This is a genomic window from Photorhabdus cinerea, from assembly GCF_011189575.1.
GTDB lineage: Bacteria > Pseudomonadota > Gammaproteobacteria > Enterobacterales > Enterobacteriaceae > Photorhabdus > Photorhabdus cinerea.
This window is the reverse complement of sequence record NZ_PUJW01000001.1, coordinates 376,173-403,085: the sequence shown is the minus strand read 5'-3', so window position 1 is coordinate 403,085 and position 26,913 is coordinate 376,173. Positions and strand designations below refer to the sequence as shown.

General features: G+C 41.1%; 26 protein-coding genes. 11 read left to right on the top strand and 15 right to left on the bottom strand.

Features of this window, described 5'->3' with window-relative positions:
- Positions 1 to 195 precede the first annotated feature (195 nt).
- Positions 196 to 576 carry a hypothetical protein gene (locus C5469_RS01870; RefSeq protein ID WP_166301488.1) on the top strand — a complete coding sequence of 127 codons (381 nt, stop codon included), beginning with the start codon at positions 196 to 198 and terminating at the stop codon, positions 574 to 576.
- 108 nt (positions 577 to 684) lie between these two features.
- Here C5469_RS01870 and mscS read toward each other — a convergent pair whose 3' ends face one another.
- On the bottom strand, positions 685 to 1,539 hold the full coding sequence (mscS, locus tag C5469_RS01865) for a small-conductance mechanosensitive channel MscS (RefSeq protein ID WP_166301485.1): 855 nt from the start codon (positions 1,537 to 1,539) through the stop codon (positions 685 to 687).
- Between the two features lie 122 nt (positions 1,540 to 1,661).
- Positions 1,662 to 2,030 (bottom strand): YacL family protein, encoded by a 369-nt coding sequence (locus C5469_RS01860; protein WP_166301482.1) that lies wholly within the window; start codon positions 2,028 to 2,030, stop codon positions 1,662 to 1,664.
- A 331-nt stretch (positions 2,031 to 2,361) separates the two neighbouring features.
- On the opposite strand from C5469_RS01860, the gene C5469_RS01855 reads away from it, so the two are divergent.
- Complete coding sequence (locus tag C5469_RS01855) at positions 2,362 to 2,658, top strand: Dabb family protein (RefSeq protein ID WP_166301479.1); 297 nt, start codon at positions 2,362 to 2,364, stop codon at positions 2,656 to 2,658.
- 185 nt (positions 2,659 to 2,843) lie between these two features.
- Here C5469_RS01855 and acnB read toward each other — a convergent pair whose 3' ends face one another.
- From acnB to ampE, 10 genes are all read right to left on the bottom strand, one after another.
- Entirely contained in the window at positions 2,844 to 5,441 is a 2,598-nt protein-coding gene (gene acnB, locus C5469_RS01850) for a bifunctional aconitate hydratase 2/2-methylisocitrate dehydratase (protein WP_166301476.1), read from the bottom strand.
- 446 nt (positions 5,442 to 5,887) lie between these two features.
- A complete protein-coding gene (gene lpdA / locus C5469_RS01845; protein ID WP_166301473.1) occupies positions 5,888 to 7,315 on the bottom strand; it encodes a dihydrolipoyl dehydrogenase in 1,428 nt (475 codons plus the stop codon).
- A gap of 206 nt (positions 7,316 to 7,521) precedes the next feature.
- A complete protein-coding gene (aceF, locus tag C5469_RS01840; RefSeq protein ID WP_166301470.1) occupies positions 7,522 to 9,114 on the bottom strand; it encodes a dihydrolipoyllysine-residue acetyltransferase in 1,593 nt (530 codons plus the stop codon).
- Between the two features lie 14 nt (positions 9,115 to 9,128).
- Positions 9,129 to 11,792 (bottom strand): pyruvate dehydrogenase (acetyl-transferring), homodimeric type, encoded by a 2,664-nt coding sequence (gene aceE, locus C5469_RS01835; protein WP_166301467.1) that lies wholly within the window; start codon positions 11,790 to 11,792, stop codon positions 9,129 to 9,131.
- A 186-nt stretch (positions 11,793 to 11,978) separates the two neighbouring features.
- The gene (pdhR, locus tag C5469_RS01830) at positions 11,979 to 12,743 is read right to left on the bottom strand and encodes a pyruvate dehydrogenase complex transcriptional repressor PdhR (RefSeq protein ID WP_166301464.1); all 765 of its coding nucleotides are present in this window, start codon (positions 12,741 to 12,743) and stop codon (positions 11,979 to 11,981) included.
- 489 nt (positions 12,744 to 13,232) lie between these two features.
- Positions 13,233 to 13,601, bottom strand: a complete 369-nt coding sequence (locus C5469_RS01825) for a hypothetical protein (RefSeq protein WP_166301461.1) — start codon at positions 13,599 to 13,601, stop codon at positions 13,233 to 13,235.
- A gap of 48 nt (positions 13,602 to 13,649) precedes the next feature.
- Positions 13,650 to 13,931 carry a hypothetical protein gene (locus C5469_RS01820; protein WP_166301458.1) on the bottom strand — a complete coding sequence of 94 codons (282 nt, stop codon included), beginning with the start codon at positions 13,929 to 13,931 and terminating at the stop codon, positions 13,650 to 13,652.
- A gap of 344 nt (positions 13,932 to 14,275) precedes the next feature.
- The gene (locus C5469_RS01815) at positions 14,276 to 14,497 is read right to left on the bottom strand and encodes a helix-turn-helix domain-containing protein (RefSeq protein WP_166301455.1); all 222 of its coding nucleotides are present in this window, start codon (positions 14,495 to 14,497) and stop codon (positions 14,276 to 14,278) included.
- 8 nt (positions 14,498 to 14,505) lie between these two features.
- The gene (locus C5469_RS01810) at positions 14,506 to 15,084 is read right to left on the bottom strand and encodes a hypothetical protein (RefSeq protein ID WP_166301452.1); all 579 of its coding nucleotides are present in this window, start codon (positions 15,082 to 15,084) and stop codon (positions 14,506 to 14,508) included.
- Between the two features lie 230 nt (positions 15,085 to 15,314).
- Positions 15,315 to 16,169 carry a beta-lactamase regulator AmpE gene (gene ampE, locus C5469_RS01805; RefSeq protein ID WP_166301449.1) on the bottom strand — a complete coding sequence of 285 codons (855 nt, stop codon included), beginning with the start codon at positions 16,167 to 16,169 and terminating at the stop codon, positions 15,315 to 15,317.
- A 261-nt stretch (positions 16,170 to 16,430) separates the two neighbouring features.
- Here ampE and nadC point away from each other — a divergent pair, with 261 nt between their 5' ends.
- The 8 genes from nadC to yacG all read left to right on the top strand — a co-directional run bounded on the left by nadC (position 16,431) and on the right by yacG (position 22,460).
- Entirely contained in the window at positions 16,431 to 17,321 is an 891-nt protein-coding gene (gene nadC / locus C5469_RS01800) for a carboxylating nicotinate-nucleotide diphosphorylase (protein ID WP_166301446.1), read from the top strand.
- 201 nt (positions 17,322 to 17,522) lie between these two features.
- Positions 17,523 to 17,948, top strand: coding sequence for a prepilin peptidase-dependent pilin (ppdD, locus tag C5469_RS01795; protein ID WP_166301443.1), 426 nt, complete (start codon positions 17,523 to 17,525; stop codon positions 17,946 to 17,948).
- A 180-nt stretch (positions 17,949 to 18,128) separates the two neighbouring features.
- Positions 18,129 to 19,574, top strand: coding sequence for a type II secretion system protein GspE (gene gspE, locus C5469_RS01790; protein WP_166301440.1), 1,446 nt, complete (start codon positions 18,129 to 18,131; stop codon positions 19,572 to 19,574).
- Entirely contained in the window at positions 19,574 to 20,053 is a 480-nt protein-coding gene (locus C5469_RS23440; RefSeq protein ID WP_242689354.1) for a type II secretion system F family protein, read from the top strand. Before gspE ends, C5469_RS23440 begins: the two co-directional genes overlap by 1 nt.
- Positions 20,054 to 20,061: 8 nt before the next feature.
- Positions 20,062 to 20,772 (top strand): type II secretion system F family protein, encoded by a 711-nt coding sequence (locus C5469_RS23435; protein ID WP_242689353.1) that lies wholly within the window; start codon positions 20,062 to 20,064, stop codon positions 20,770 to 20,772.
- Between the two features lie 91 nt (positions 20,773 to 20,863).
- Entirely contained in the window at positions 20,864 to 21,487 is a 624-nt protein-coding gene (coaE, locus tag C5469_RS01780; RefSeq protein ID WP_166301437.1) for a dephospho-CoA kinase, read from the top strand.
- Positions 21,480 to 22,232, top strand: coding sequence for a cell division protein ZapD (gene zapD / locus C5469_RS01775; RefSeq protein WP_166301434.1), 753 nt, complete (start codon positions 21,480 to 21,482; stop codon positions 22,230 to 22,232). The genes coaE and zapD overlap by 8 nt, the downstream gene beginning before the upstream one ends.
- Before the next feature lie 30 nt (positions 22,233 to 22,262).
- Entirely contained in the window at positions 22,263 to 22,460 is a 198-nt protein-coding gene (gene yacG, locus C5469_RS01770; RefSeq protein ID WP_166301431.1) for a DNA gyrase inhibitor YacG, read from the top strand.
- Positions 22,461 to 22,498: 38 nt separating this feature from the next.
- Here the strand turns inward: yacG and mutT are convergent, their stop codons facing one another.
- The 3 genes from mutT to secM all read right to left on the bottom strand — a co-directional run bounded on the left by mutT (position 22,499) and on the right by secM (position 26,327).
- Positions 22,499 to 22,891 (bottom strand): 8-oxo-dGTP diphosphatase MutT, encoded by a 393-nt coding sequence (mutT, locus tag C5469_RS01765; RefSeq protein WP_054479263.1) that lies wholly within the window; start codon positions 22,889 to 22,891, stop codon positions 22,499 to 22,501.
- 116 nt (positions 22,892 to 23,007) lie between these two features.
- Positions 23,008 to 25,719 (bottom strand): preprotein translocase subunit SecA, encoded by a 2,712-nt coding sequence (gene secA / locus C5469_RS01760; RefSeq protein WP_166301428.1) that lies wholly within the window; start codon positions 25,717 to 25,719, stop codon positions 23,008 to 23,010.
- Between the two features lie 80 nt (positions 25,720 to 25,799).
- Positions 25,800 to 26,327, bottom strand: a complete 528-nt coding sequence (secM, locus tag C5469_RS01755) for a secA translation cis-regulator SecM (protein ID WP_166301425.1) — start codon at positions 26,325 to 26,327, stop codon at positions 25,800 to 25,802.
- 31 nt (positions 26,328 to 26,358) lie between these two features.
- On the opposite strand from secM, the gene C5469_RS01750 reads away from it, so the two are divergent.
- Positions 26,359 to 26,883, top strand: a complete 525-nt coding sequence (locus C5469_RS01750) for a DUF721 domain-containing protein (protein WP_166301422.1) — start codon at positions 26,359 to 26,361, stop codon at positions 26,881 to 26,883.
- The last annotated feature ends 30 nt before the right edge of the window (positions 26,884 to 26,913 follow it).

The window sequence follows — 26,913 nt, the reverse complement described above, 5'->3', positions numbered from 1 at the left end:
ATTCTAAATATTAAGAAGAATAGCTCATTAGAGGAAATAAATGCTTCTAATCGATCATTAGAAATTTTAATCATCTAATAAAAGGCAGGTTTTTATGGAAAAACCATTGGATTAATTCAAAGGAAATCAAGCTAATACAGACTAAAAGCATTGATAAATATGTTAATTTTGTGAACATAAGAGGAAGAGATTATTTTGAAAAAAATTATTGGCTTCATGCTGTTAGTAATCATTATTCTTACTGTATTCACTATCAGAAATTACTATTTGCTCCGAAGTGATGTTGAAGAGACATTAAACCAATCTGAAATAATTAAATATTATATTGGTACAGCAAATATTACCGATGTAAAACTCAGTAACTATCAGCCTTTCTCATGCAAAAAAGGCTGTGAACGTTTTATCCTTAAAGTGCAAGGTGAAAATGGTGATGGAACAGTCACTGCTGATATTAATTTCCACGATTCAGATGTCTCATCTGCTATACTTTGCTTACTTGATAGCAAGAAAATAGTGCTGACAGAAGACATCAGCGATGATTTTATTAAAAACAATCTTGGCACTTTATGTCAATAAAACAAGTCAGATAAACAGATTGCCCGCGCCATTTACGGCGCGGTGCTGGTTTATTCGCAAAAGCTTAAAACATCTTTTTCATCAAGTGATTAAAACTCACCACTTTGATTAATCACTGACTTTATTCTGATGCAGATACACATCCATTTGTGGATAAGGAATACTGATATTGTGCTTATCCAATGTGCGTTTAAAGTTCTCCATTAAATCCCAATAAACATCCCAAGCGTCACCATTGGTAGTCCATACACGCACAACAAAATTCAACGAGGATGGTGCCATTTCATGTAAACGGACCGTCACACCTCTATCATGCTGAATACGGCTGTCTGCCGCAATGACGTCGCCCAACACTTTTTTAACTTCATCAATATCCGCATTATATGCAACTCCAACCATTATCTGAGTTCGACGGTTTGGTTCACGACTGGTATTAATGACATTATCTGCAATAATTTTCCCATTCGGAATAACAATGATTTTGTCATCGGCTGTACGCAATGTGGTAGAGAAAATCTGCACCTGAATCACGGTACCTTCAACTGCCCCCAAAATGACATATTCACCAGCACGGATTGGACGGAAAGCGACCAATAACACGCCTGCGGCAAAGTTAGATAGAGAACCTTGTAAAGCCAAACCAACGGCCAAACCAGCAGCACCGATAACCGCAATCACAGAAGCTGTCTGAACACCTAATTTGCCCAAGACCGCAATAACAGTGAATGCAATAATCAAATAACGGACAACAGCAGCCAAGAAATCCGACACAGTTACATCAATGCCGCGCAACGACATAACTCTTTTAATGCCCTTACTGATCAATCTTGCCGCCATCAACCCCAGAACAAGAATCAACACAGCAGCAACCATATTGACCAGATACTGAATGATTAAATCCTGATGACTGATAAACCAATTTGTAGCCTCATTAAAACCACCAGACAAACTGATATCTTCCATTAAAACCACCTTGATTATTTAATTATTCAACTATAATGAGCAAAACTACTTGATTACTATTCCTCAGCGCAAGAAAAAACTATCAGGTCAGAAAATTATTTCTGTCTATATACAAATTCTTATCAATAGTTTTTTTGCAAAATAAAATCCCGATAATTGGATAACATATCAATAAAATCCTTGGTTCCACAAAAGGCCAGACTCTCATTATCGTAATAACTCATGCCCTCCTCCACCGAATCAGTTTCAAACTCAAGCTGATTGGCGCGAATCATAACCTCTTCGTCATCCATCAGCAGCGTATATTCATGGCCCACGAGTTGCCACTGGCGTTCACTTCCCTGAATTTCAACCAGCGCTGAAGTAATCTTATCCAGCACAGTCAAATCACCTTTAACTTCTTCATTCAACCACTGACCAATAGCTTCGTGATCCATTGAAAACCGGGTAGTCACCTGCCCAGCGATATCCCGCAAAAATTCGTAGTCCATCATTTACCTCCAGTGCATTTTTTTCATTTTAATACTTTCCAGCAATTCCAACCCAGCATCAGCCCACAAGCTGGTTAGAAGTGGAAGATCAAAGCCTCTATAACTGACACAACTGCATGATTCTGCACCTGGATGACCGACATTTACCCAGCACTATTAGGGCTTATGTCCACTATGGATAAATGGCACTATGCTAATAATATCTCAGGGAAACAAAAACAGCAAAATTGAACGCATAACCGCTGACTGATGAGATACATTAGAAGTATTACAATACAACCATTTATTTTCTATCTTGTCTGGAAAACAGAGACACTTTTCAGGAGTCATCATGATACGTCATATTCTTTTATTAAAATTCACATCCGAGATAAAAGAGCAACAATTAACGACGATAAGAAATACTGCTATTTCCATACAGCATAAAATTAACGGTATTTCTTCTGTTGAGTGGGGAGGTAATGTAAGTAGTGAAAACAAAAATAAAGGTTTTACACATGCTATCACCATGACATTTGATGATCATAAAGCTATTTCAAACTATTTGTCTCACCCAGCGCATGACAAATTAAAAGATCTCCTTATCGATTCTGTCGACGATATCATCGTATTTGACTATGAAGCATAAAGTATGCCTGGATAACCTTAAAATCAATTTAAATATTTAACCAATAGTAAGATACAGATAAATTTTCAATTTTTCCTTTTCATTTATATATTTTCCGTAGAATTAGCACTGTAAAAAACAACCAGATAATAAAATGGGAGGTCTTTTTCCTCCCATTATTTATGTTGCAATCTACAAATACAAAGTTACACCGTAGTTTGGAAAATCACATCATCTGCTTTTTCAGTGTATTGGTTCAGTTGATCAAAATTGAGATAACGGTAAGTATCTTCCGCGGTCTCATCAACTTTATTCATAAATTGTTGATACTCTTCCGATGTAGGCAAGCGTCCTAACAGAGAAGCTATAGCAGCCAGCTCAGCCGATGCCAGGTAAACATTCGCCCCCGTCCCCAAACGGTTCGGAAAGTTACGAGTTGACGTGGAAACAACCGTTACACCATCAGCAACACGCGCCTGGTTACCCATGCACAGGGAACAACCCGGAATTTCAACCCGCGCCCCACTCTTACCAAAGATGCTGTAATAACCTTCCTCTGTGAGTTGAGCTGCATCCATTTTCGTTGGTGGAGCAACCCATAAGCGAGTTGGTAATTGGCCTTTATGTTGATCCAATAATTTACCAGCTGCACGGAAATGACCAATATTAGTCATACAAGAGCCGATAAAAACTTCATCAATTTTACTGTTAGCCACATCAGACAGTAAACGGGCATCATCCGGATCATTCGGTGCACATAAAATTGGCTCTTTAATTTCAGCCAGATCGATTTCGATAACCGCTGCGTATTCCGCATCAGCATCGGCTTCCAGCAATTGAGGATCTTTCAGCCAGTTTTCCATACCTGTTACACGGCGTTCCAGTGTACGGCGGTCACCATAACCTTCAGCAATCATCCATTTCAGCAATACAATATTGGATTGCAAGTATTCGATAATCGGCGCTTTATCCAGTTTAATGGTGCAACCCGCCGCAGAACGTTCCGCAGACGCATCCGCTAGTTCAAACGCTTGCTCAACTTTCAGATCTGGCAAACCTTCGATTTCGAGGATACGACCAGAGAAGATATTTTGCTTGCCTTTCTTCTCAACCGTCAGAAGACCTTGCTGAATCGCATAGTAAGGAATCGCATGCACCAAATCACGCAGAGTAATACCAGGCTGCATCTGTCCTTTAAAACGAACCAGAACAGATTCAGGCATATCCAAAGGCATCACACCTGTCGCAGCCGCAAACGCCACCAGACCAGAACCTGCCGGGAAGGAAATACCAATCGGGAAACGGGTATGAGAGTCGCCACCAGTGCCTACGGTATCAGGCAGCAACATACGGTTTAGCCATGAGTGAATAATGCCATCACCTGGACGCAGAGAAACACCACCACGGTTCATAATAAAATCAGGCAAAGTATGGTGAGTAGTGACGTCAACTGGCTTAGGATAAGCAGCCGTATGGCAGAATGACTGCATCACCAGATCCGCGGAGAAACCCAGACATGCCAAATCTTTTAGCTCGTCACGGGTCATCGGACCAGTGGTATCCTGAGAACCCACTGAGGTCATTTTAGGTTCACAGTATTCACCTGGGCGAATACCTTCGGCGCCACATGCCCGACCAACCATCTTCTGAGCCAGAGAGAAACCACGACTGCTTTTCTCTACCGCTTTCGCCTGACGGAAGATATCACTGAGTGGTAAACCAAGAGACTCACGAGCTTTACTGGTTAAGCCACGACCGATAATCAGTGGAATACGACCACCAGCACGAACTTCATCCAACAATACATCTGTTTTCAGTTCAAATTCAGCCAGTAGTTCATGAGTTTCGTGGTTACGTACTTCCCCTTTATATGGATAGACATCAATCACATCACCCATATTTAATTTGGTAACGTCCAGCTCTATTGGCAACGCACCGGCATCTTCCATCGTATTGAAGAAAATTGGTGCGATCTTGCCACCCAGAACAACTCCACCACCACGTTTATTGGGTACAAACGGAATATCATCGCCCATAAACCACAACACTGAGTTAGTCGCCGATTTACGGGAAGATCCTGTACCAACAACATCACCAACATAAGCCAGTGGGTAGCCTTTCTTATTCAATTCTTCAATCTGTTTGATGGGGCCAATAACACCAGCTTGATCAGGTTCAATACCTTCACGGGCATTTTTCAGCATAGCCAGAGCATGCAATGGGATATCAGGACGTGACCATGCATCTTGTGCAGGAGATAAATCGTCAGTATTTGTTTCACCCGTCACTTTAAATACCGTGACGGTGATTTTTTCTGCCAGTTCAGGACGTTCCAAATACCACTGCGCATCAGCCCAAGACTGCATAATTTGTTTAGCTTGTGGATTACCTGCTTTCGCTTTTTCTTCTACATCATAGAAATTGTCAAACATCAACAGCGTATGAGAGAGCGCTTTTGCGGCAATCGGTGCCAGTTTTTCATTATCCAGAGCATCAATCAGAGGATGAATATTATAACCACCTTGCATAGTTCCAAGCAGTTCAACCGCTCTTTCTGGAGTGATTAATGGTGAGGTAGTTTCACCCTTTGTAATGGCGGCCAGAAAACCAGCTTTTACATACGCCGCCTCATCAACACCTGGGGGAATACGGTTAATTAACAGATCTAACAGGAAATCTTCTTCACCTTTTGGTAGGCTCTTCAGTAACTCAACCAGCGCCGCCGCTTGCGCCGCGTCCAATGGCTTAGGGACGACGCCTTGGACTGCACGTTCGGCTACGTGCTTGCGGTATTCTTCTAGCACGACTTTCTCCTCGCTCTCATTATCATTTATATACCCGGCTGTCTGCACCCGACTTAAAACCTGTCTCATCAGGCTATTATGTTTTCGCAAAAATAACACTAACTAGAGCAGGCTGTGAGTTATAGTTCCGGGTGCCAGGTCAGAGGATTGCTGGCATAACCTAATCAGTTCAAGTTAAGTTATGCCCAGCTTCGGGCACTCAGCATACCAAAATTTGAATGCGATGTTAATTCGTTCACATAAAAGTAACATTAACTGATAGTAATATTCTGAATTAACAGCAGACAAAGCTATTAAAACAGATTATTCCGCTGATTTTTGCCAGTAACCCCCACAAAAGCCATACTTTTTATATCACATCTCTTCAAGCAGGTCATACCAGAATAAAAAACGGCTTTCAATAAATGAAAGCCGCTTCAGTAAATTAGACTAATCGATTTAAGAAATTATTTCTTTTTCTTTGCCTTAGCATTTGGTAAATCAGTAATGCTACCTTCAAAGATTTCAGCAGCCAGACCGACAGATTCATGCAGCGTTGGGTGAGCATGGATAGTCAGCGCGATGTCTTCCGCATCACAACCCATTTCAATTGCCAGACCGATTTCACCCAGTAGTTCACCACCGTTAGTACCAACAATAGCACCACCGATAATACGGTTACTTTCTTTATCGAAAATCAGCTTGGTCATGCCGTCAGCACAATCAGAAGCAATTGCACGACCAGATGCAGCCCACGGGAAGGTTGCTGTTTCATAGCTGATGCCTTTCTCTTTCGCTTCTTTCTCAGTCAGACCAACCCATGCAACTTCTGGCTCAGTGTAAGCAATGGATGGAATAACTTTTGGATCAAAGTAGTGTTTCTTACCGGAAATCACTTCAGCCGCAACGTGGCCTTCGTGAACCCCTTTATGAGCCAGCATTGGTTGACCAACAATATCACCAATCGCAAAGATGTGCGGTACATTGGTACGCATTTGCTTATCAACATGGATAAAGCCACGGTCATCAACTTCAACACCCGCTTTACCTGCATCCAGCATTTTACCGTTAGGTACACGACCAATAGCAACCAAAACAGCGTCATAACGCTGTGGTTCTGCAGGTGCATTTTTACCTTCCATCGTGACGTAGATACCATCTTCTTTGGCTTCTACTACAGTCACTTTAGTTTCCAGCATCAGATTGAATTGCTTGCTAATACGTTTGGTAAATACTTTCACCACATCTTTATCAGCCGCAGGAATCACCTGATCCAACATTTCAACAACATCAATCTGAGAACCCAGAGCGTGGTAAACAGTTCCCATCTCCAGACCGATAATACCTCCGCCCATCACCAGCAGACGCTCAGGAACCGTTGCCAGAGCCAGTGCATCTGTAGAATCCCATACGCGAGGATCATCATGAGGGATAAATGGCAATTGGATAGGACGGGAGCCAGCGGCAATAATGGCATTATCAAAATTAATCGTTGTTGCGCCACCTTCACCTTCAACAACCAATGTGTTAGCACCCGTAAATTTACCAATGCCATTGACAACTTTAACTTTGCGGCCTTTAGCCATACCAGCCAGACCACCAGTCAGCTGATTGATAACTTTTTCTTTCCAAACACGGACTTTCTCAATATCAGTCTTTGGTTCACCAAAAACGATACCGTGATTTGCCAAAGCTTTAGCTTCTTCAATAACTTTTGCTACGTGAAGCAATGCTTTAGAAGGGATACAACCAACGTTAAGACAAACACCACCTAAGGTAGAGTAACGTTCCACCAGAACGGTTTCCAAACCTAAATCCGCGCAACGAAAAGCAGCAGAATACCCTGCTGGGCCTGCCCCAAGCACCACAACCTGGGTTTTAATTTCAGTACTCATCATGACCTCTTAATTGTTTGTCCGGCGGGTCAGACGCCAAAAAACGATATATTCCACCGGGACCTACACACCGCGAGCAGTTTACAGAATTGTTAATAACCTGAAAAGCGCGTTAACGTGACAGAACTCGCAACAAACCAACCAGATGCAAGCTATTCCCTGCCACAGCAATAACAATCAGGCCGGCACATGGCCGGCCTTTGAGATTACATCACCAGACGGCGGATATCGCTCATCGCATGATTAATAAATGTAATGAAACGTGCACCATCAGCACCATCGATCACACGATGATCGAAGGAAAGTGACAGAGGCAACATCAGGCGTGGCACAAATTCTTTACCATTCCAGACTGGCTTCATCGATGAGCGAGATACGCCCAGAATAGCCACTTCTGGCGCATTAACGATTGGCGTAAATGCTGTACCACCAATACCGCCCAAACTTGAGATAGTGAAGCATCCACCCTGCATATCAGATGCAGTCAATTTGCCAGCACGCGCTTTCTTAGACATCTCAATCAGTTCGCGGGACAATTCGATAATGCCTTTCTTATTAACGTCACGGAATACAGGAACCACCAGACCATTAGGTGTATCAACTGCTACACCAATGTTGATGTATTTTTTCAGTGTCAATTTCTGACCATCTTCCGAGATAGAGCTGTTAAAGCGCGGCATCTCTTCCAACGCTTTTGCTACCGCTTTCAGGATGAACACCAGTGGGGTGATCTTCACACCAAGCTGTTTCTTTTCAGCTTCCTGATTCTGTTGTTTACGGAAGTTTTCAACTTCAGTGATATCCGTTTCATCGAACTGCGTAACATGCGGGATCATCACCCAGTTACGACTCAGGTTAGCACCAGAGATTTTCTGAATACGACCCAGTTCAACTTCTTCAATTTCACCAAATTTGCTGAAATCAACTTTCGGCCAAGGCAACATACCCGGCAAACCACCACCAGCTGACGCAGGGGCTGATTCAGCACGTTTAACCGCGTCTTTCACGTAAGCCTGAACATCTTCACGCAGAATACGGCCTTTACGACCCGTACCTTTCACTTTAGCCAAGTTAACACCAAATTCACGGGCCAGACGACGGATCACCGGTGTTGCGTGAACATAAGCATTATTTTCAGCGAAATCGTTTTTACCTTCTTCCACGAAACTTCTGCTCTCTATAACTGGCACCGCTTTCTCTGGTTCAGCCGCTGGCGCTGGAGCAGAAGCCACAGGAGCTGGCACTGCGCCCGCAACTTCAAATACCATAATCATAGAATCGGTTTTTACTTTTTCACCGACCTTGATTTTGATTTCTTTAACAATACCTGCAAATGGTGCGGGTACTTCCATCGAAGCTTTATCGCCTTCTACAGTGATCAGTGACTGCTCCGCTGTAACCGTGTCGCCTACTTGAACCATCACTTCGGTCACTTCAACTTCATCACCGCCGATATCCGGTACATGAACATCCATGGCCGCAGAAGCCACTGGCTCCGGCTCTGCCATACGAGAGGACAGAATCATAGCTGCTGATTCTTCCGCTGGTGCTGCGTCTACAGCACCAACAGCCGAATCAAAAATCATAATCAGTTTGTCAGTTTCAACTTTATCGCCAACTGCAATGATGATCTCTTTAACAACACCCGCTTGAGGGGATGGAACTTCCATCGAAGCCTTATCACCTTCTACGGTAATCAGCGATTGATCAACTTCTACTGTATCGCCAACTTTCACCATAATTTCGGTGACTTCAACTTCATCTGCACCGATATCCGGTACCTTAATTTCGATAGCCATTGGTTCTTTACCTCTTATGCCAGACGCGGGTTAACTTTCTCTGGGTTAATGTTGTATTTCTTGATTGCTTCTTCCACAACATTCACGTTGATTTCACCGCGTTTAGCCAATTCACCCAGAGCAGCAATTACCACGTAGGAAGCATCAACTTCAAAGTGATGACGCAGGTTTTCACGGCTGTCGGAACGACCGAAACCGTCAGTACCCAATACACGGAATTCGCTTGCAGGGATGAAGTTACGAATTTGTTCTGCGAACAGTTTCATATAGTCAGTAGAAGCAACTGCTGGTGCTTCATTCATGATCTGAACAACATAAGGTACACGTGGCGTTTCTGTTGGATGCAACATATTCCAGCGCTCACAATCCTGACCATCACGAGCCAATTCAGTGAATGAAGTTACGCTGTACACATCAGAACCCACACCATAATCGTTAGCCAGAATCTGCGCAGCTTCACGAACATGACGCAAGATAGAACCGGAACCTAACAACTGAACTTTACCTTTACTACCTTCCAGACTTTCCAGCTTGTAGATACCTTTACGGATACCTTCTTCTGCGCCTTGTGGCATCGCCGGCATGTGGTAGTTTTCGTTCAGCGTGGTGATGTAGTAGTAAACGTTCTCTTGTTTCTCACCATACATACGCTCCAGACCATCATGCATAATCACAGCAACTTCATAAGCAAATGCTGGATCGTAAGAGATGCAGTTAGGTATAGTCAGAGACTGAATGTGGCTGTGACCATCTTCGTGTTGCAGACCTTCACCGTTCAAGGTAGTACGACCTGAAGTACCGCCAATCAAGAAGCCACGCGCCTGTTGGTCACCTGCTGCCCAGCACAAGTCACCAATACGCTGGAACCCGAACATGGAATAGTAAATGTAGAACGGAATCATTGGCAGGTTATTAGTGCTGTAAGACGTTGCCGCCGCCAGCCACGATGAACCTGCTCCCAGTTCATTAATACCTTCTTGCAGGATTTGTCCTTTCTCGTCTTCTTTATAGTAAGCAACTTGCTCACGGTCCTGCGGGGTATACTGCTGACCGTTAGGACTATAAATACCGATCTGACGGAACAAACCTTCCATACCGAAAGTACGAGCTTCATCGGCAATGATTGGAACCAGACGATCTTTGATTGACTTATTCTTCAGCATTACGTTCAGCGCACGAACAAAAGCGATAGTAGTAGAAATTTCTTTATTTTGTTCTTCCAACAGAGCACCAAAATCTTCCAGTGTTGGTAATTCTAGTTTCTCTTCAAAATGAGTGCGACGACTCGGCAGATAGCCACCCAGCGCTGCGCGATGTTCATGCAAATATTTGTACTCTTCAGAGTCTTTATCGAAAGTCACATACGGCAGGTTTTCGATTTGGTCATCTGCAACAGGTACATTGAAACGATCACGGAAATGGCGAACCCCTTCCATATTCATTTTCTTAACCTGATGAGCGATATTTTTACCTTCAGCAGTATCACCCATACCATAACCTTTGACAGTCTGAGCCAAGATGACGGTTGGTTTACCGGCAGTTTCCTGTGCTTTTTTCAAAGCAGCAAAGACTTTCTTCGGATCGTGACCACCACGGTTCAATGCCCAAATCTGGTCATCAGTCATGTCTTTGACTAATTCTGTCGTTTCAGGGTAACGACCGAAGAAATGCTTACGAACATAAGCACCATCTTTGGATTTGAAAGTCTGGTAATCACCATCCAGAGTTTCGTTCATCAGTTGGATCAATTTACCGCTGGTATCTTTACGCAGCAATTCATCCCAACGCTCACCCCAAAGAACTTTAATAACCTGCCAACCTGCACCACTGAAAATACCTTCCAGCTCGTTAACGATTTTACCATTACCAGTAACCGGACCATCCAAACGTTGCAGGTTACAGTTGATAACAAATACCAAGTTATCCAGTTTCTCACGAGTTGCGATCGTGATCGCACCTTTAGATTCTGGCTCATCCATCTCTCCGTCACCCAGGAATGCGTAAACGGTTTGTTTGGATGTATCTTTCAAACCACGGTGTTCCAGATATTTCAGGAATTTAGCCTGATAGATCGCACCAATTGGCCCCAATCCCATTGATACAGTTGGGAATTGCCAGAATTCAGGCATCAGTTTTGGATGCGGGTAAGAAGACAGGCCGTTGCCATTAATTTCCTGACGGAAATTATTCATTTGCTCTTCAGTCAGACGACCTTCAAGGAAAGCACGAGCATAAACGCCCGGAGAGATGTGGCCCTGGAAATAAACCAAGTCGCCGCCATCATTTTCATTACGGGCACGGAAGAAGTGGTTAAAACAAACTTCATACATGGTTGCTGAAGACTGGAATGAAGCCATGTGACCACCTAATTCCAGATCTTTTTTGGATGCTCGTAAAACAGTCATCACAGCATTCCAACGAATAGCAGAGCGAATACGGCGCTCCAAATCCAGATTGCCAGGGTAAGCGGGCTCATCCTCAACAGGAATGGTATTGATATAATCGCGGTTAGCAGCACCTGCTGCAACATTCACGCCACCTTTACGTGCTTCGTTCAGTACCTGATCAATCAAGAACTGAGCACGATCAACACCCTCTTCACGGATGACCGATTCGATCGCCTGTAACCAGTCGCGAGTTTCGATCGGGTCCACGTCATTTTTCAAAATGTCTGACATGGTGTATTCCTTATCTGTTATCTGTTTCTAATGGTTATTTGGAGCCTATCTTCCGGTCATACCCTTGACGTTCACCCGGTCATGACCGGAAGATAGGCCCTCACTGTTGTTGCCGCTAGCGCCCTCAGTTAAGGGACTCGACTAGCCATGCAGACGCAGCAAACTTCAAGATCTGCACAGCTAATTTTATTCTGGATGTTGTTGGAGACGCCGTAATGATCGCTCGCGGCGGGTATGCTCACGGCTGAGATCCAATAAAACATCTTCAATAAAAGCTAAATGGCGATGGGAAGCTTCGCGGGCTTTCTCCGGTTGTCTTGCCACTATAGCTTCAAAAATTTTTGCCCGATGATCACTGACAGCCATCAGCATTTCTCTGCGGGTATAAAGAAACTCAAAATTCTGCCGGATATTTTGTTCCAGCATAGGTGCCATACAACGCAATAAATGAAGGAGAACCACATTATGGGCAGCTTCAGTGACAACGAGTTGATATTGCAGAACAGCATCAGATTCAGCATTGACATCACCACTTTGCTGAGCTTGTTGAATAACAAGGTGATGTTCCCGAATACGCTCAAAATCTTTGTCAGTCCCACGCAATGCTGCGTAATAGGCTGCAATACCTTCCAAAGCATGGCGAGTTTCAAGGAGATCAAACTGAGATTCTGGATGACCAGCCAACAATTGTGCCAATGGATCACTGAAACTTTGCCAGAGATTACTCTGAACAAATGTTCCACCACCTTGACGACGAAAGAGAAAGCCTTTAGCTTCCAACCGCTGAATAGCTTCGCGCAATGAAGGCCGTGACACATCAAATTGTTTCGCCAACTCACGTTCAGGTGGCAACTTCTCTCCAGGACGCAAAGACCCTTCAAGGATGAGATGCTCAAGACGCTGCTCAATGACATCTGATAATTTTGGTTGGCGGATTTTGCTATAAGCCATATTTACTGTAAGCCAGTTAATGGATAAACATTGCTTCGGTCCCTACCGTAGTCAATTGGTAATACCAATTTAAACTACAGGGCCATAAAAGTAACAAAGTATTCACCAGCTGTCCATAAAGACCTTGAGCTAAATCATAAAAACCTGCAAATTTTAACAATTTTTTTTAAAAATTAGCAAAAATTGATAACTAATAGGTTAATAAATCCTCTACAATGATATTTTAATCTAATCTTTTGAAACGTATAAATAGATATAATGAATCGTTACAGCAAAGAAATAGTTGAATATTTATTCAAAAAGTATAGATACCAAATCATCACTTGTTAATTTTAAACACAACGACTATTCCATTAGATTATAAATGTAGCTCAAATCAGCAAAACCGAATGGCCAAAAGCTGCAATTAGAAAGGAATAATTACAAATATGTGAGGAACCACCAGCAACAGCTCCACGGACCTCTTGCTGATGGGAAAAATTCACGACATTAAAACCAATAACGTGTTTCTTCATGCCATCCTTTTTTATACATACAAGAAGAAATTACCCAACTCCTTGCAGATTCATTTTTATCCCAGCGTTCAACTTCAGCTTTTGGCACAGTGATATAATGTCCGCAGGATTTATCTTTTTTCCCGTCCTTATCTTCACAAGGGAAATGTTTCGTCTCATAAGAATGAACAACTTTGCTGTCCCAGTCTGGTGGAAAACGAAAATAACCCTGCTCCTTACATTCAGAATAATCTCTGTCTCTATCAAACTGAGTTGCTCCCGGCTTTTCCCAAGACGTACAACCACTTAATAAAGTAAATAATATAATTAAAGGAATAATAGTGATTTTTTTTATGGAATTCATAAAAAAATGCCTCAAACAAAACTAAAGAAAATAATCAAGGAAATTAAATTAGAATTTAAAAGTTCCCCTAATACGGTAACTCTTATCTTCAAAAGGTGGCCTTCCACCAGATTGTATAATTTGTCTGTCTTGGATTGATGTGTTTTTATCAAAATCAGGCACAGGATGCGGAGTATTTACTTTGACTTCAGTACCCGAAATTATATCTTTAACATTACATTCAAAATAATCACAGGTTGAAATATAGCCATCAGTAAGCCATGGCCGTGGCATAGAAGAACATCCTGTAATCACAAACATTGACAATAAAGCAATGAGAAATTTATTCATTCTTAACATCCTTAATTTGCTGTATATATTATAAAAATTTAACTTAAATTAAAACCATATAAAAAGAGAGATCATTTATTACGATCAAGTAAATAATATCTACATATGCATTTTATCTTTCTGGCATTCCACGGAATATCGGAACAATATCCCCCCAGAGAGAAATATATACTCTTATCACTGGGAAAAACCTGATTTATTGGTGCTACATTAACACCAAAGAATAACAGGCCAGATAAAAAGTATGAAATAATTAATATTTTCATGCAGTTAAAACTAATTAATGAATATAAAACTCCATCTTATAAAACACCAAAAGACATACAGTGACTTTATTTGTTGTATTAACGATTATCCTCTCCATCTTCCACATATTCCAATATATCTCCGGGCTGACATTGTAAATATTTACAAATTTTTTCCAACGTCTCTATACGGATACCTTTTATTTTTCCATTCTTCAGCAATGATAGATTTTGCTCGGTGATATCAATAATTGCAGCCAACTCTTTAGACTTTACTTTCCTTTTCGCTAAGATCACATCCAATCTTATTATAATACTCATGATGATTCTCAGATAAAATAACGCTGCTCATCGCTTATCTTCTTAGATTCACGCATAACTAAGCTAACTATCAGAAGGAACACACCAAACATAATAATAAACAGAGATTCTGAACCAACGCCAAACGAAAAACTAAATACCCGTTGCCCTTTTACTAAATCCACAGATAACGCCATTCCTTGTAACATATTAATCACAGGGTAAAGAAGTTGCTCCAGAATCATCAGACAACCAATAATACATGAACCGGAAATATTACGGTTACTCCATATTTCACCTTTAGCAAACCGAAAAAATAGAATGCCAATTAATACGAAGGATGACGTTGATATAATCGGGGGTATCGTATCCAATGAGATATAAAGTACCTGACTTAATAAAGATTGCTTAAATCCTTTTGCAACCAATGCCGGCATAAAATCGCTATACATCTGAAGGGCAGCCTGACGAGTGGTGTCATGCCATAACGACCAAGAAGCAATATGGAACCCCATATCACCAACTGCCATAACGGAAGCAATAATAATAGCCAAAAGGCTAAGTAGCCTGATTCTGGGATTAGTTACAAACTCCTGTTCACTACACATTTTGTATCATTCCATATACATGTTTAACTAAACTTTCGTTAAAGTACTTCAAAAGTTATCGTATTACAATAAGTTTTTATCATTAAATAAACAGAATATTACCTCGAATGATATGTAAATCACCGTGATTATAGTTGGCAGATATAATTAATTTATTGATAGAAAAGAAAAAAGGAGCTATTTACACGGCTCCCTTTATAGATAATTAAGCTATTGAGACGACAAACAAATCAAACCAATGCCCCATAAATTGTCAGTAAAGCAACAACAACGATAATAGAGAAAGTCACCTTTTTCGCTAATGTCACCGCTGCAACAGGCGTTTGAATTGAATCAAGATGGGGATCGCGGCTTAATGAAAACTGAGCAAGCTGGCATACCACTTTATATTGTGAAGTTCTCAAATCGCTAAGAGAAGCAACCCACGCTGGTAAAGCCCGTTCACCATGTCCTAACAAAGCATAAGCAACGCCAGCCAACCGAGCCGGAATCCAGTCCAGCCAATGCAACAGGCTATCAACGCCAGACTGTGCACGCTGAATCGGAGTACCATATTGTGCTAACCAGCCTTGATAAGCTCTTAAGAAACAATATCCCATCAAAGCAACCAGCCCTAATTTACCGGCAACGATTAACCAAAAAATCGGAGCCAAGTAATAGCGAAAATTTATCCATAGCAACGCATTTTGTATCTCACGCAATTCACTTTCTTTACTGGCATCAGACGGTAAACCATGAATGATTGCGAGACGCGTAAGATATTCTCTTCGTTGCTCTCGGTCATCCTGATGAACAGTACGAAAATATTCACGATAATCATGCCGTAAGTGCCCCGCTCCAATGCACAGTAAACAAATCAGCACCCATAAAACCAGTTCAAGAATGCCGAACATAAAATCATCAAGTATTACAATGAATAACCATGTAAGCAGCATCACGGCTAATGTCATCAATAAGCTTTTCCATAATGAAAAAGACTTCATGTTGGTAAAAATTGGTTCAAGACGGTGATCCAATTGCCAATGGTCACTTAATTTAAACAATCTTTCCCACGCCAGCACTAACAACAGTATAAAGAGGGTCATTCTTTCTGCTCCTGCAACAATTGCTGATGATGTGTCCAATCGAAATAAAGTCCCAGATCAATTTTTCTTCCCGGAGCAACATCATTGTAGCCATGATGTGCTCTTTTATATCCGGGTCTGCCTATAAATCATTATGTCAGTACAACAAAGCTTTCATATTAAATCTAGATAGCAAAACCAAGATAGTGATAGTAGTTGTTCACTACACAACAGGGTAGCATGTTAAGACCATCAATATTGTTATCACCCCTGGAGCTTTTAATGACAAAACAAAATTACAATACAGATCAGCGCCGTGCTGTTCTGATGGAAAGTTTGCAGAGCGACATCCCTGCCAGTGTAACTCTCGCACTAAAAGAAGATCTGGGCGGAAACACAGATTTAGCATCTGACATTACTGGTCAGTTAATTCCAGCAGATAAACAAGCCACCGCAATAATTATTACTCGAGAAGATGGCATTTTCTGTGGTCAGCAATGGCTGAACGAAGTCTTCACTCAATTGGGCGATCAAACCTCCGTTGAATGGCTGGTAAAAGATGGCGATTCAATTATAGCCAACCAAAAACTCTGTGTATTACAAGGCTCAGCACCTGTATTACTGACAGGCGAACGCACTGCTCTTAACTTTATTCAGACGCTCTCTGGTGTCGCAACAGAAGTCAGTCATTATGTTCGCCTTCTTACCGGTTTAAAGACCCAATTACTTGATACGCGTAAAACGCTACCGGGATTACGCACAGCCCTAAAATATGCTGTACTTTGCGGAGGTGGTAATAATCACCGCCTTGGATTATTCGACGCTTTCCTCATCAAAGAAAACCATATTATTGCCAATGGCTCTATTAAACAGGCAGTAGATAAAGCTCGTTATTCTCACCCTGATGTTCTTGTTGAAGTCGAAGTAGAAACCCTGGATGAGTTGATCCTGGCTCTGAAATCCAATGTTGATATTATTATGCTGGACAATTTTACTATTCCAATGATGAAAGAAGCCGTCGCTATTACATCAGGTAAAGTCGCTTTAGAAGTATCAGGTAATATCACCCTAAATACCCTGCGCAGCTATGCTGAAACAGGTATTGACTTTATTTCTGTTGGAGCACTCACCAAACATATTAAAGCATTAGATCTCTCAATGCGCTTTCAGTAATTAACAATAATGATATTGATGGTGGTGTAAATTAGCAATGGGTAGCTAGAAAATTTGCGAACACCACCGTAAATATTTTTGCAAACCTTGCAATTCAGAAATATTTTTTCGAGTCAATTCCATAACCTCCATATATCCTGTTTCATTTTTTTCTCTTTCCTTCATTCTCCATATCGCAATACTACAACACGGGGAAAGAATATGAAAAAACAACAAGGATTTACTTTAATGGAGATCATGGTTGCTATTGCTATCATTTCCATCCTAAGTGCTATTGGTATTCCCAGTTACCAGGGATATATTCAGAAAGCAGCTTTAACAGATATGTTACAAGCTATTGTGCCTTATAAATCAAGTATAGAGCTTTGCAGTTTTGAAACTGAAGATTTTAAAGGCTGTAATTCAGGAGCAACTTCAATTCCTAATAGTCACAATAGCAGATATATTGGAAATATTTCAGTTAAAGAGGGAGAAATTACTATTAATGGACAACAGAGCCTTAAAGATCTTAACGTTATATTGATTCCAATGAAAAACCCACAGACAGATACAATTAAATGGATTTATAAATGCGAATCTGCAAGTAAATCATTAAAGAATCGTTGTCAGGAAATATTCAAATTCTAGAGCCAAATAGATGTATACCCAATGGATTTCAAGATGGATCGCGACGGCAAGGGAGCATAGATAACTCTGTGACCGGGGTGAGTGCAGCCAACAAAGAGGCAACTTGAAAGATAACGGGTATAATAGAATAGACAGTTAATTTATCGTCCTTATAAATATATATTGACTCAGGAAGAAATAATGAATCCACTTTCAGTAGCAGAAAACACATTGATGGAAAGAGAAATTCATGATATTTGTCAGCGACATCAATCTGTTGTGATAAAAAAAGATGATAATACGATAACAATTGCTAGCAGTGAATTACCCAATGATGATCTATTAGCGGCATTACGCTTTATTTCCGGGCGTATCGTTAATGTAGAAATTTGGCCGCTGGCACGAATTGAATCAATATTACACCAAAACATTTCACTAAGTCATTTACCAGAGGAAGAATCACCTTTATTACCACCTACAACGGATATTAATGCAGATGAAAATGATGCACCAGTCATTCAGCTTATTAATCAGACTTTATTAACTGCAATTCAACGGCGTGCATCTGATATTCATTTTGAACCATTTCAACAAGGTTATCGTATTCGTATCCGAGTTGATGGAGCATTACACCTCTTATCATCTCCATCTCCTCAAATGAATGCCAGCATTGCCGCACGCCTTAAGATCATGGCGAAATTGAATATTGCCGAAAAACGGCTACCTCAAGATGGACAATTTGATTGGTATGACGCACAACACAACTATGCTATCCGTATGGCCACCTTACCAACAATACATGGAGAAAAAGTTGTACTCAGAATATTAAATACAATGCGGCAACTGTCACTGGATCAGTTAGGTATCCCTGATCAGTTGTTAAATCAACTACGACAAAAATTAGCATTACCACAAGGGATGATTTTAGTGACAGGCCCAACAGGTAGCGGAAAAACCGTAACTTTATATAGCTGTTTACAATATCTGAATCAGAATAAAAAGAATATTTGCAGTGTAGAAGACCCTGTTGAAATCCCGCTCAACGGTATTAATCAGACACAAATTAACAGTAAAATTGATCTCAATTTTTCCAAAGTATTACGAGCATTATTACGACAAGATCCAGATGTTATTATGGTAGGAGAAATACGTGATAGTGAAACAGCCGAAATCTCAGTAAAAGCGGCACAAACAGGTCATCTGGTTCTTTCTACACTGCACACCAATTCAACCGTAGATACATTATCTCGCCTACAAAATCTGGGTATTTCAGGTTATATGGCTGCGTCTTGTATCAAATTAATTATCGCCCAACGACTTGTTAGAAAATTATGCCCTCATTGCCGTAATCAGCAAACGGATGAAACAGTGATTAATATTGGAAGTAATTCTGTATTTATCAGGCAATGGCTAGCAGTTGGTTGCAAGCATTGTTTCTCTGGTTATTATGGCCGAACTGCTATTTATGATTTTTTGGAAATAACACATGAACTCCAGCAAGTATTATCACAGCAAGCTCCTCAAGACTTACAAAGAATTATTATTTCTCAAAGAAAAGAGACCTTGTTTTCATCCGGTATTTTATTAGTAGAACAAGGAATCACTACACTAGAAGAAATTTATCAAGTTACAGGACAAGAAGAGTAATGAAAATCCATTATATTTATCATTGGCAAGCAATTAATAATAAAGGTGAAATATCAAAAGGAAAATCACTATGTGATAACCGAAAAGTTTTATACCAACAACTTATCCATGTTGGATTGCAACCTTATAATATAAAATGTGACAAATGGATATTTTATCACCATCAACAAATTGCCTACCGGATAAACTTTATTCGTCAATTGGCAACACTATTATCATCAGGAATGCCATTACTCAATTGCCTGAATATTCTTATTCGAGAATGTGTTAATCCATTATGGCATTGTGTATTATCAGATATTAGCAAAAAAATTACCCGCGGAGAATCACTCTCCGCTTCATTAAAAAATTATCCATTTCTATTTCCAACTCTATTTTATCAACTCATTGCTGTTGGTGAGTTAACTGGCCAATTAGAGAACTGCTGCCAATTATTGGTTAAACAACAGGAACAACAAGATAAGTTACAAAAAAAATAGCGAAAGCATTGCGTTATCCTCTGATTATTACCGTTGTTGCCAGCATCATTATTTTATTAATGCTGATTTTTGTCTTACCTGAATTTGAACACATTTATCGTTCATTTGATGCACAACTCCCTTTGCTGACCCGTAGTTTATTAATGACTTCCAACTGGCTTATTCAATATGGTGGCTATGGTGCTATTGGATTAATAGTACTACTCCTATCTTACCTACAGTTACGCCAACGCCACATAATATGGATTGTCCGTGAGAAAAATCTAATATTACGTTTACCGATTATTGCGAAATTAATTAGCTGCCAACAATTAGGGCAACTTTTCCATATCCTATTTATGACACAAAAAGCTGGCCTGACACTCACAGCCGGGTTAGACAGTGCTATTGCATCAATAAATCATCCGGTATTTTTGAAAGCAACGAAATTCTTACGTGCCCAAATTAATCAAGGAATATCAATGAGCGAAGCACTGAAACAACAACCTTGTTTTCCTGCATTGTGCCAACAATTCATCAGTGTTGGCGAAGAGTCTGGCAATTTAGAACTGTTATTGGAGAATCTAGCCGACTGGTATCAACAACAGGCACTGGAAATTTCTGAGAATATGGCTCAGCTACTGGAACCAATACTTATGGTTATAATAGCTACTATTGTTGGCATACTATTACTCGCAATGTATTTACCAATTTTTCAGCTAGGTACAATACTCACTTGAAATAAAAACAATTCCATGGTTTTGCTCTAGGTCATCTGCCTCCCTTTCGGTTACAATCCCAAAATACTATCAAGTAATATTAAGGGATAGGATGACTTATATTATTGCACTCACAGGTGGGATTGGCAGCGGTAAAACCACTATAGCCAATGCTTTTGCAGCTCTTGGTGTTCCTCTTGTTGATGCAGATATTATTGCCAGAGAAATCGTAGCTCCTGGAACTCCTGCTTTACAAGCCATCAAAGAACGCTTTGGACATGAAATACTAACGCCAGATGGTAGACTGAACCGAACACTGTTACGCCAGAAAATTTTCACAAATCAACAAGAAAAACAGTGGATTAACCAACTCCTTCACCCTCTAATACATAAAGAAACCAGACGCCAATTAGAGCAGATAACTGCACCTTATGTGATTTGGGTTATTCCATTATTAGTCGAAAATAATTTGGGGCATCTGGCAGATCGAATTCTAGTCGTTGACGTTTCACCTGAATTACAAATCAGCCGAGTAGCCACTCGTGATGGTATTAGCAACCAACAGGTTGAAAATATTTTAGCTGCACAGGCATCCCGTAGCGAGAGGCTGGCTTATGCCGATGACATTATCTCAAATCATGATAACGTACAGACAATTGCTCCTTGTGTTGCCGAACTACATCAACAATATTTAAGATTAGCTGGATCAGCCAGACAGGATAATCATGATGAGTGACCCAACTTCTACAATTATTTTTGAACACCCACTGAATGAAAAAATGCGATCATGGTTGCGGATTGAATCTTCTCTGCAACAGCTCACCAGTCAACGCCATTTAAACTCATTGGCAAGTAGCCTTGCCTTTTTCCGTACTGTTGCTGAACTCCTTGAAGTTTTAGAACGAGGTGAAGTACGTTCAGAACTATTAAAAGAATTAGAACGCCAACAAGCGAAATTAAAACAATGGGCCAAGATACCTGATGTTGATATTAATATCGTCAATAATTTCAGATTAAAATTAAAAGAACGAGCTGTTGCACTAAGCAAAGCACCACGACTAGGGCAATCCCTTAAAGAAGATAAAATCATTAGTATGGTACGCCAGCGCCTCAGTATTCCAAGTGGTTGCTGTGGTTTTGATCTACCCACCCTGCATTTATGGCTTCACTTGCCACAATCAGAAAGAGATAAAATGGTTTCATTCTGGATTGATAGCTTGTTGCCACTCCAACAAGCCCTGGAAAGTATTTTAGAACTAATACGCCAGTCTGCTACCTTCCGTTCAGAAGTCAGTAAAAACGGTTTTCACCAAGATACAGCAGAAGGTTCAGATTTACTAAGATTACGGTTACCATTAAAACCTTTATTGTTCCCTCAAATCTCTGGTCATAAGACCCGCTTTGCTATCCGTTTTTTACCTCTAGATAGTGAAAAAGGCTCTATACCTGCTCATTTGCCATTTGAACTGGCATGCTGTTAAGATTACAAACTAATTGTCCGGAGAGAGATTATGTCTGAGTTATTAACCATTGAATGTCCAATATGTAGTAAAAGTGTGGTTTGGGGAGAAATAAGCCCATACCGCCCATTTTGCAGTAAACGCTGTCAGTTGATTGACTTAGGCGAGTGGACAAATGAAGAGAAACGGATATCAAGCCAAAGTGAAAACTCCGATAGCGATGATTGGAGTGAACAACCTGAGCAATAATAAATAGCCGCGTTATTATTAATGCGGCTATAGACAACTCAAGTAGTCAATAAGGCGACAATGCTGCGATTAGCAGGTGGGAATTCATCTGCAATTAAATCTTTCTGTAACACCCACCGAGAAAGCTGACCTTCTTTGCCGAAAGGCTCATTTTCCCATTCACCTACCAGGAAGAAATAAAGGGTAATTAGTCTATCAGGAAAATCATGTTCAACCGTTTTTACCAACTCATAATGAGTAACAGTAATACCTATTTCTTCCTGTAGTTCACGAACCAACGCCTGTTCAGGTGTTTCCCCCTTTTCGACCTTCCCACCAGGAAACTCCCAGAATCCCCCCATATGTGTATCAGCATGACGCTGAGTAATAAAAATTTCATATTGTGAGTTTCTAATAATTCCAGCAGCTATATGCAGGTGTTTCTTTTCCATATCACTATTATCTTCATCTATTTTTTGGCTGCTTAAACAACCAATAGTCAAATATCGTTTCCAAAGGAGGTAGATTAAGGCTGACAGTAAAAAGGCGGTTTCCCGCCTTTTCATCATTACTGCAAACGCCCATGGCAATGTTTATATTTCTTACCTGAGCCACAAGGACAAAAATCATTACGGCCTACTTTACGAACACCACTGGCTATCTGAGCTTCTGTTTTAGACATCAAAGCACCTTTTTCAACTTCATGGCTTAATTGCTGTTGTTTTGCCAGACGTTCAGCTTCCATACGACGTTGCTGTTCTAATGCCTCAACCTCTTCCGGCATTCTCACCTGAACTTTGCTTAATGTACTAATCACTTCATATTTCAGCGATTCCAACATGTTTGCAAACATGGCGAAAGATTCACGTTTGTACTCCTGTTTTGGATCTTTCTGAGCATAACCACGCAGGTGGATACCCTGACGCAGATAATCCATTGCAGCCAGATGTTCTTTCCACAACATATCCAGAGTCTGCAACATGATACCTTTTTCAAAGTTACGCATCATTTCAGTGCTAACAATCTCTTCTTTACGTTTATGGATTTCAACAGCCTGTTCAAGAATACGCTCACGCAAAGTTTCTTCATGTAGTTCAGGCTCTTTATCCAACCACTCTTTGATCGGTAGCTCCAAATCAAAATCAGCCATTAAACGCTGCTGCAAACCTTCTATATCCCACATCTCTTCCAGAGATTGAGGGGGAATATAAGCATCAATGGTTGCTTTAAATACATCTTCACGAATGCTACTAATAGTTTCGCTAACATCACTGACATCCAGCAAATCATTGCGCTGTGTATAGATAGCACGGCGCTGATCATTAGCAACATCATCGTATTCCAGCAATTGCTTACGTATGTCGAAGTTACGGCTTTCTACTTTACGCTGAGCATTGGCAATAGCTTTAGTTACCCACGGGTGTTCAATCGCCTCACCAGGTTTCATACCAAGTTTACGCATCATACCCGTAACACGATCAGATGCAAAAATACGCATCAGTGAGTCTTCCATTGATAAATAGAAACGGGATGATCCAGCATCCCCTTGACGACCGGAACGCCCACGTAACTGATTATCAATACGGCGGGATTCATGACGCTCCGTGCCGATAATATGCAAACCACCCGCAGCCAGAACAATATCATGGCGCTCCTGCCATGCAGCTTTAATCTCTTCAATCTGAACTTCTGTTGGTTCTTCCAGTTTAGCAATTTCTGCCTGCCAACTACCTCCCAGCACAATATCGGTACCACGACCTGCCATATTAGTCGCAATAGTTACTGCACTCGCCTGACCAGCCTGCGCAATAATATCTGCTTCCATTGCATGGAATTTGGCGTTAAGCACGTTGTGCTCGATACCCGCTTTAGTCAGTTCACAGGAAACCAGTTCAGATTTTTCAATAGAAATAGTTCCCACCAATACCGGTTGCCCTTTACCGGTACATTCGCGGATATCTTCAATGATAGCTTCAATTTTTTCAGCTTCGGTCATATAAACCAGATCCGGCAAATCATTACGGATCATTGGGCGGTTTGTTGGCACCACAATGGTATCAAGCTTATAAATAGAGCTAAACTCAAATGCTTCTGTATCTGCCGTACCGGTCATACCCGCCAGTTTTTCATACAGACGGAAGTAATTTTGGAAAGTAATCGAAGCCAAGGTTTGGTTTTCGTTTTGAATTTCTACGCCTTCTTTAGCTTCAACAGCCTGATGTAGCCCATCAGACCAACGACGCCCCTGCATAGTACGGCCAGTATGCTCATCAACAATAATAACTTCACCATCTTTCACGATGTAATCAACATCACGGGTAAATAAAGCATGAGCACGTAACGCAGCGGTAACATGGTGCATCAACATAATGTTAGTGGGTGAATACAGGGATTCACCTTCTTCCATCAATTTGGTATCCACCAGTAATTGTTCAATCAGAACCAAGCCGCGTTCTGTCAAGTTAACCTGACGGGACTTCTCATCAACAGAGAAGTGCCCCTCTCCCTGGAAAGTATCTGAATCTTCTTTTTCCTGACGGATCAGCTTAGGAATCAGCTTATTAACTTTAATATAAAGCTCAGAGCTATCTTCAGCAGGGCCGGAAATAATCAATGGAGTACGGGCTTCATCAATCAGAATGGAGTCAACTTCATCCACCAACGCATAGTGCAGTTTACGTTGAACACGTTCTTCTGGACTAAATGCCATGTTGTCACGAAGATAGTCAAAGCCATATTCGTTGTTTGTGCCGTAGGTAATATCCGCTGCATATGCTTCGCGTTTAGCGGGTGCGGGCATACCTGGCAGGTTGATACCCACGCTCAATCCCAGAAATTCAAACAATGGACGGTTATTTTCAGCGTCACGCTGTGCCAGATAATCATTCACGGTGACTACGTGAACACCACGTCCAGTTAGTGCATTCAAATAAGCAGGCAAAGTCGCTGTGAGTGTTTTACCTTCACCGGTACGCATCTCAGCAATACAACGCTCATTCAGAACCATACCACCTAGTAGCTGAACGTCAAAATGGCGCATAGCAAACACGCGCTTACTCGCTTCGCGTACTGTTGCAAATGCTTCAGGTAACAGATTCTCCAGCGATTCGCCTTTTTCCAAACGAGCACGGAATTCAATCGTTTTACCTTTTAATTCGTCATCAGATAGTTTTTCAAATTCTGACTCCATGCGGTTGATTACATCAACTACCTTACGCATACGACGCAATGTACGATCATTACGACTACCAAAAACCTTAGTTAATAATTTAATCAGCATAATTAGTTACATCTCAGATAAGGCCGTTATCTCGCAGCCAACAAATAGTTATTTATTCGAAACTTGTAAAAAAATGAAGATCAAAGGTAAGCAGAAGGACCTGCACGAATACCTTGGGCTTTTGCAATCCAAAACGCCGTAGTATGAGAAGATTGTGATACGGTAATCGGAAATTGTGTCTCTGAAACCGGTTCAGGTAGCTGAGGCTCCCGAGTTAACAGTGCATTTAGCGTTTCCAGCACAATCTGCTGAATATTGGAAGAACTTAACCGGATACTTTGTTTTGCTGTTTCATTGTTCATAGGTTGGGAAACAAAAAAAGCAAAAGAAAGCTGACGGATCATATTACGTACAGCATGTTGTTGCCAGTAATTAGCACCATTATTGGCAGGCTGACGCTGAACATTTTGCGGTGAGAATAGGTTATCAAAAGCCGATAAAGCCTGATTTTGCCAACGCTGACTGGATGATGTATTAGCTTGTAAGATATTATCCGTAACACCCACTAAGATGGTAGGAACACCAATACTTGCCGCGACCATCCCTAATAACAGATGTGGCCAGAAATAACGTCTGCCAAATTGTCGCCAAAGATTTAGAATACCCATTAATCCTTCGTTATACCGGAGCTACTTTTATATGCGCGATAGTCGCCCACAATCATTAGATGTTCTTTTTGAAGACGCTTCTACCGTTGAGAAAAGCCCGCTTCATGTTATCCAGCAACATGCTGTCGCTTTATTAAAACTAAATCGTGCGGTTATCAGCCTACTCCCCGCACAATTACATCCGTGGTGCCGGGTCGCCAATTATCGCAAACAAATTCTGGTACTGGAAGCAGGAAACGCCAGTTGGATGACCAGATTACGTTACGAGTTGCCAACACTGCTCTCCACATTAAGAAGTGAAATTCTACCATCATTGTCATCGATCGACATCAGGATTAACCCATCACTAATGGTTAAGCGTGACAATAATGCGCAGAGCCTCGCAAAAACAATGAGTAGCAGTCACAAAACCTCACCGATACGTCGGTTAAGTCAAGAGAGTGCTAAGGAATTAATAGTATTGGCGAACCGTAGTCCGAAAAAATTAAAGGAGAGATTGGAACGATTGGCTGCACTAGCCGGAGAGGGTGCTAGCACAGCCAACAAGAAGCGCTAACGCTGAATAAAAAACATCAGCGAAAACAAA

Bases quoted from the DNA above. Each gene is read 5' to 3' on its own strand.
- mscS (WP_166301485.1), bottom strand. From the start codon at position 1,539: ATGGAAGATATCAGTTTGTCTGGTGGTTTTAATGAGGCTACAAATTGG.
- C5469_RS01860 (WP_166301482.1), bottom strand. From the start codon at position 2,030: ATGGACTACGAATTTTTGCGGGATATCGCTGGGCAGGTGACTACCCGG.
- C5469_RS01855 (WP_166301479.1), top strand. From the start codon at position 2,362: ATGATACGTCATATTCTTTTATTAAAATTCACATCCGAGATAAAAGAG.
- lpdA (WP_166301473.1), bottom strand. From the start codon at position 7,315: ATGAGTACTGAAATTAAAACCCAGGTTGTGGTGCTTGGGGCAGGCCCA.
- aceF (WP_166301470.1), bottom strand. From the start codon at position 9,114: ATGGCTATCGAAATTAAGGTACCGGATATCGGTGCAGATGAAGTTGAA.
- aceE (WP_166301467.1), bottom strand. From the start codon at position 11,792: ATGTCAGACATTTTGAAAAATGACGTGGACCCGATCGAAACTCGCGAC.
- pdhR (WP_166301464.1), bottom strand. From the start codon at position 12,743: ATGGCTTATAGCAAAATCCGCCAACCAAAATTATCAGATGTCATTGAG.
- C5469_RS01825 (WP_166301461.1), bottom strand. From the start codon at position 13,601: ATGAATTCCATAAAAAAAATCACTATTATTCCTTTAATTATATTATTT.
- C5469_RS01820 (WP_166301458.1), bottom strand. From the start codon at position 13,931: ATGAATAAATTTCTCATTGCTTTATTGTCAATGTTTGTGATTACAGGA.
- C5469_RS01815 (WP_166301455.1), bottom strand. From the start codon at position 14,497: ATGAGTATTATAATAAGATTGGATGTGATCTTAGCGAAAAGGAAAGTA.
- C5469_RS01810 (WP_166301452.1), bottom strand. From the start codon at position 15,084: ATGTGTAGTGAACAGGAGTTTGTAACTAATCCCAGAATCAGGCTACTT.
- ampE (WP_166301449.1), bottom strand. From the start codon at position 16,169: ATGACCCTCTTTATACTGTTGTTAGTGCTGGCGTGGGAAAGATTGTTT.
- nadC (WP_166301446.1), top strand. From the start codon at position 16,431: ATGACAAAACAAAATTACAATACAGATCAGCGCCGTGCTGTTCTGATG.
- ppdD (WP_166301443.1), top strand. From the start codon at position 17,523: ATGAAAAAACAACAAGGATTTACTTTAATGGAGATCATGGTTGCTATT.
- gspE (WP_166301440.1), top strand. From the start codon at position 18,129: ATGAATCCACTTTCAGTAGCAGAAAACACATTGATGGAAAGAGAAATT.
- C5469_RS23440 (WP_242689354.1), top strand. From the start codon at position 19,574: ATGAAAATCCATTATATTTATCATTGGCAAGCAATTAATAATAAAGGT.
- coaE (WP_166301437.1), top strand. From the start codon at position 20,864: ATGACTTATATTATTGCACTCACAGGTGGGATTGGCAGCGGTAAAACC.
- zapD (WP_166301434.1), top strand. From the start codon at position 21,480: ATGAGTGACCCAACTTCTACAATTATTTTTGAACACCCACTGAATGAA.
- yacG (WP_166301431.1), top strand. From the start codon at position 22,263: ATGTCTGAGTTATTAACCATTGAATGTCCAATATGTAGTAAAAGTGTG.
- mutT (WP_054479263.1), bottom strand. From the start codon at position 22,891: ATGGAAAAGAAACACCTGCATATAGCTGCTGGAATTATTAGAAACTCA.
- secA (WP_166301428.1), bottom strand. From the start codon at position 25,719: ATGCTGATTAAATTATTAACTAAGGTTTTTGGTAGTCGTAATGATCGT.
- secM (WP_166301425.1), bottom strand. From the start codon at position 26,327: ATGGGTATTCTAAATCTTTGGCGACAATTTGGCAGACGTTATTTCTGG.
- C5469_RS01750 (WP_166301422.1), top strand. From the start codon at position 26,359: ATGCGCGATAGTCGCCCACAATCATTAGATGTTCTTTTTGAAGACGCT.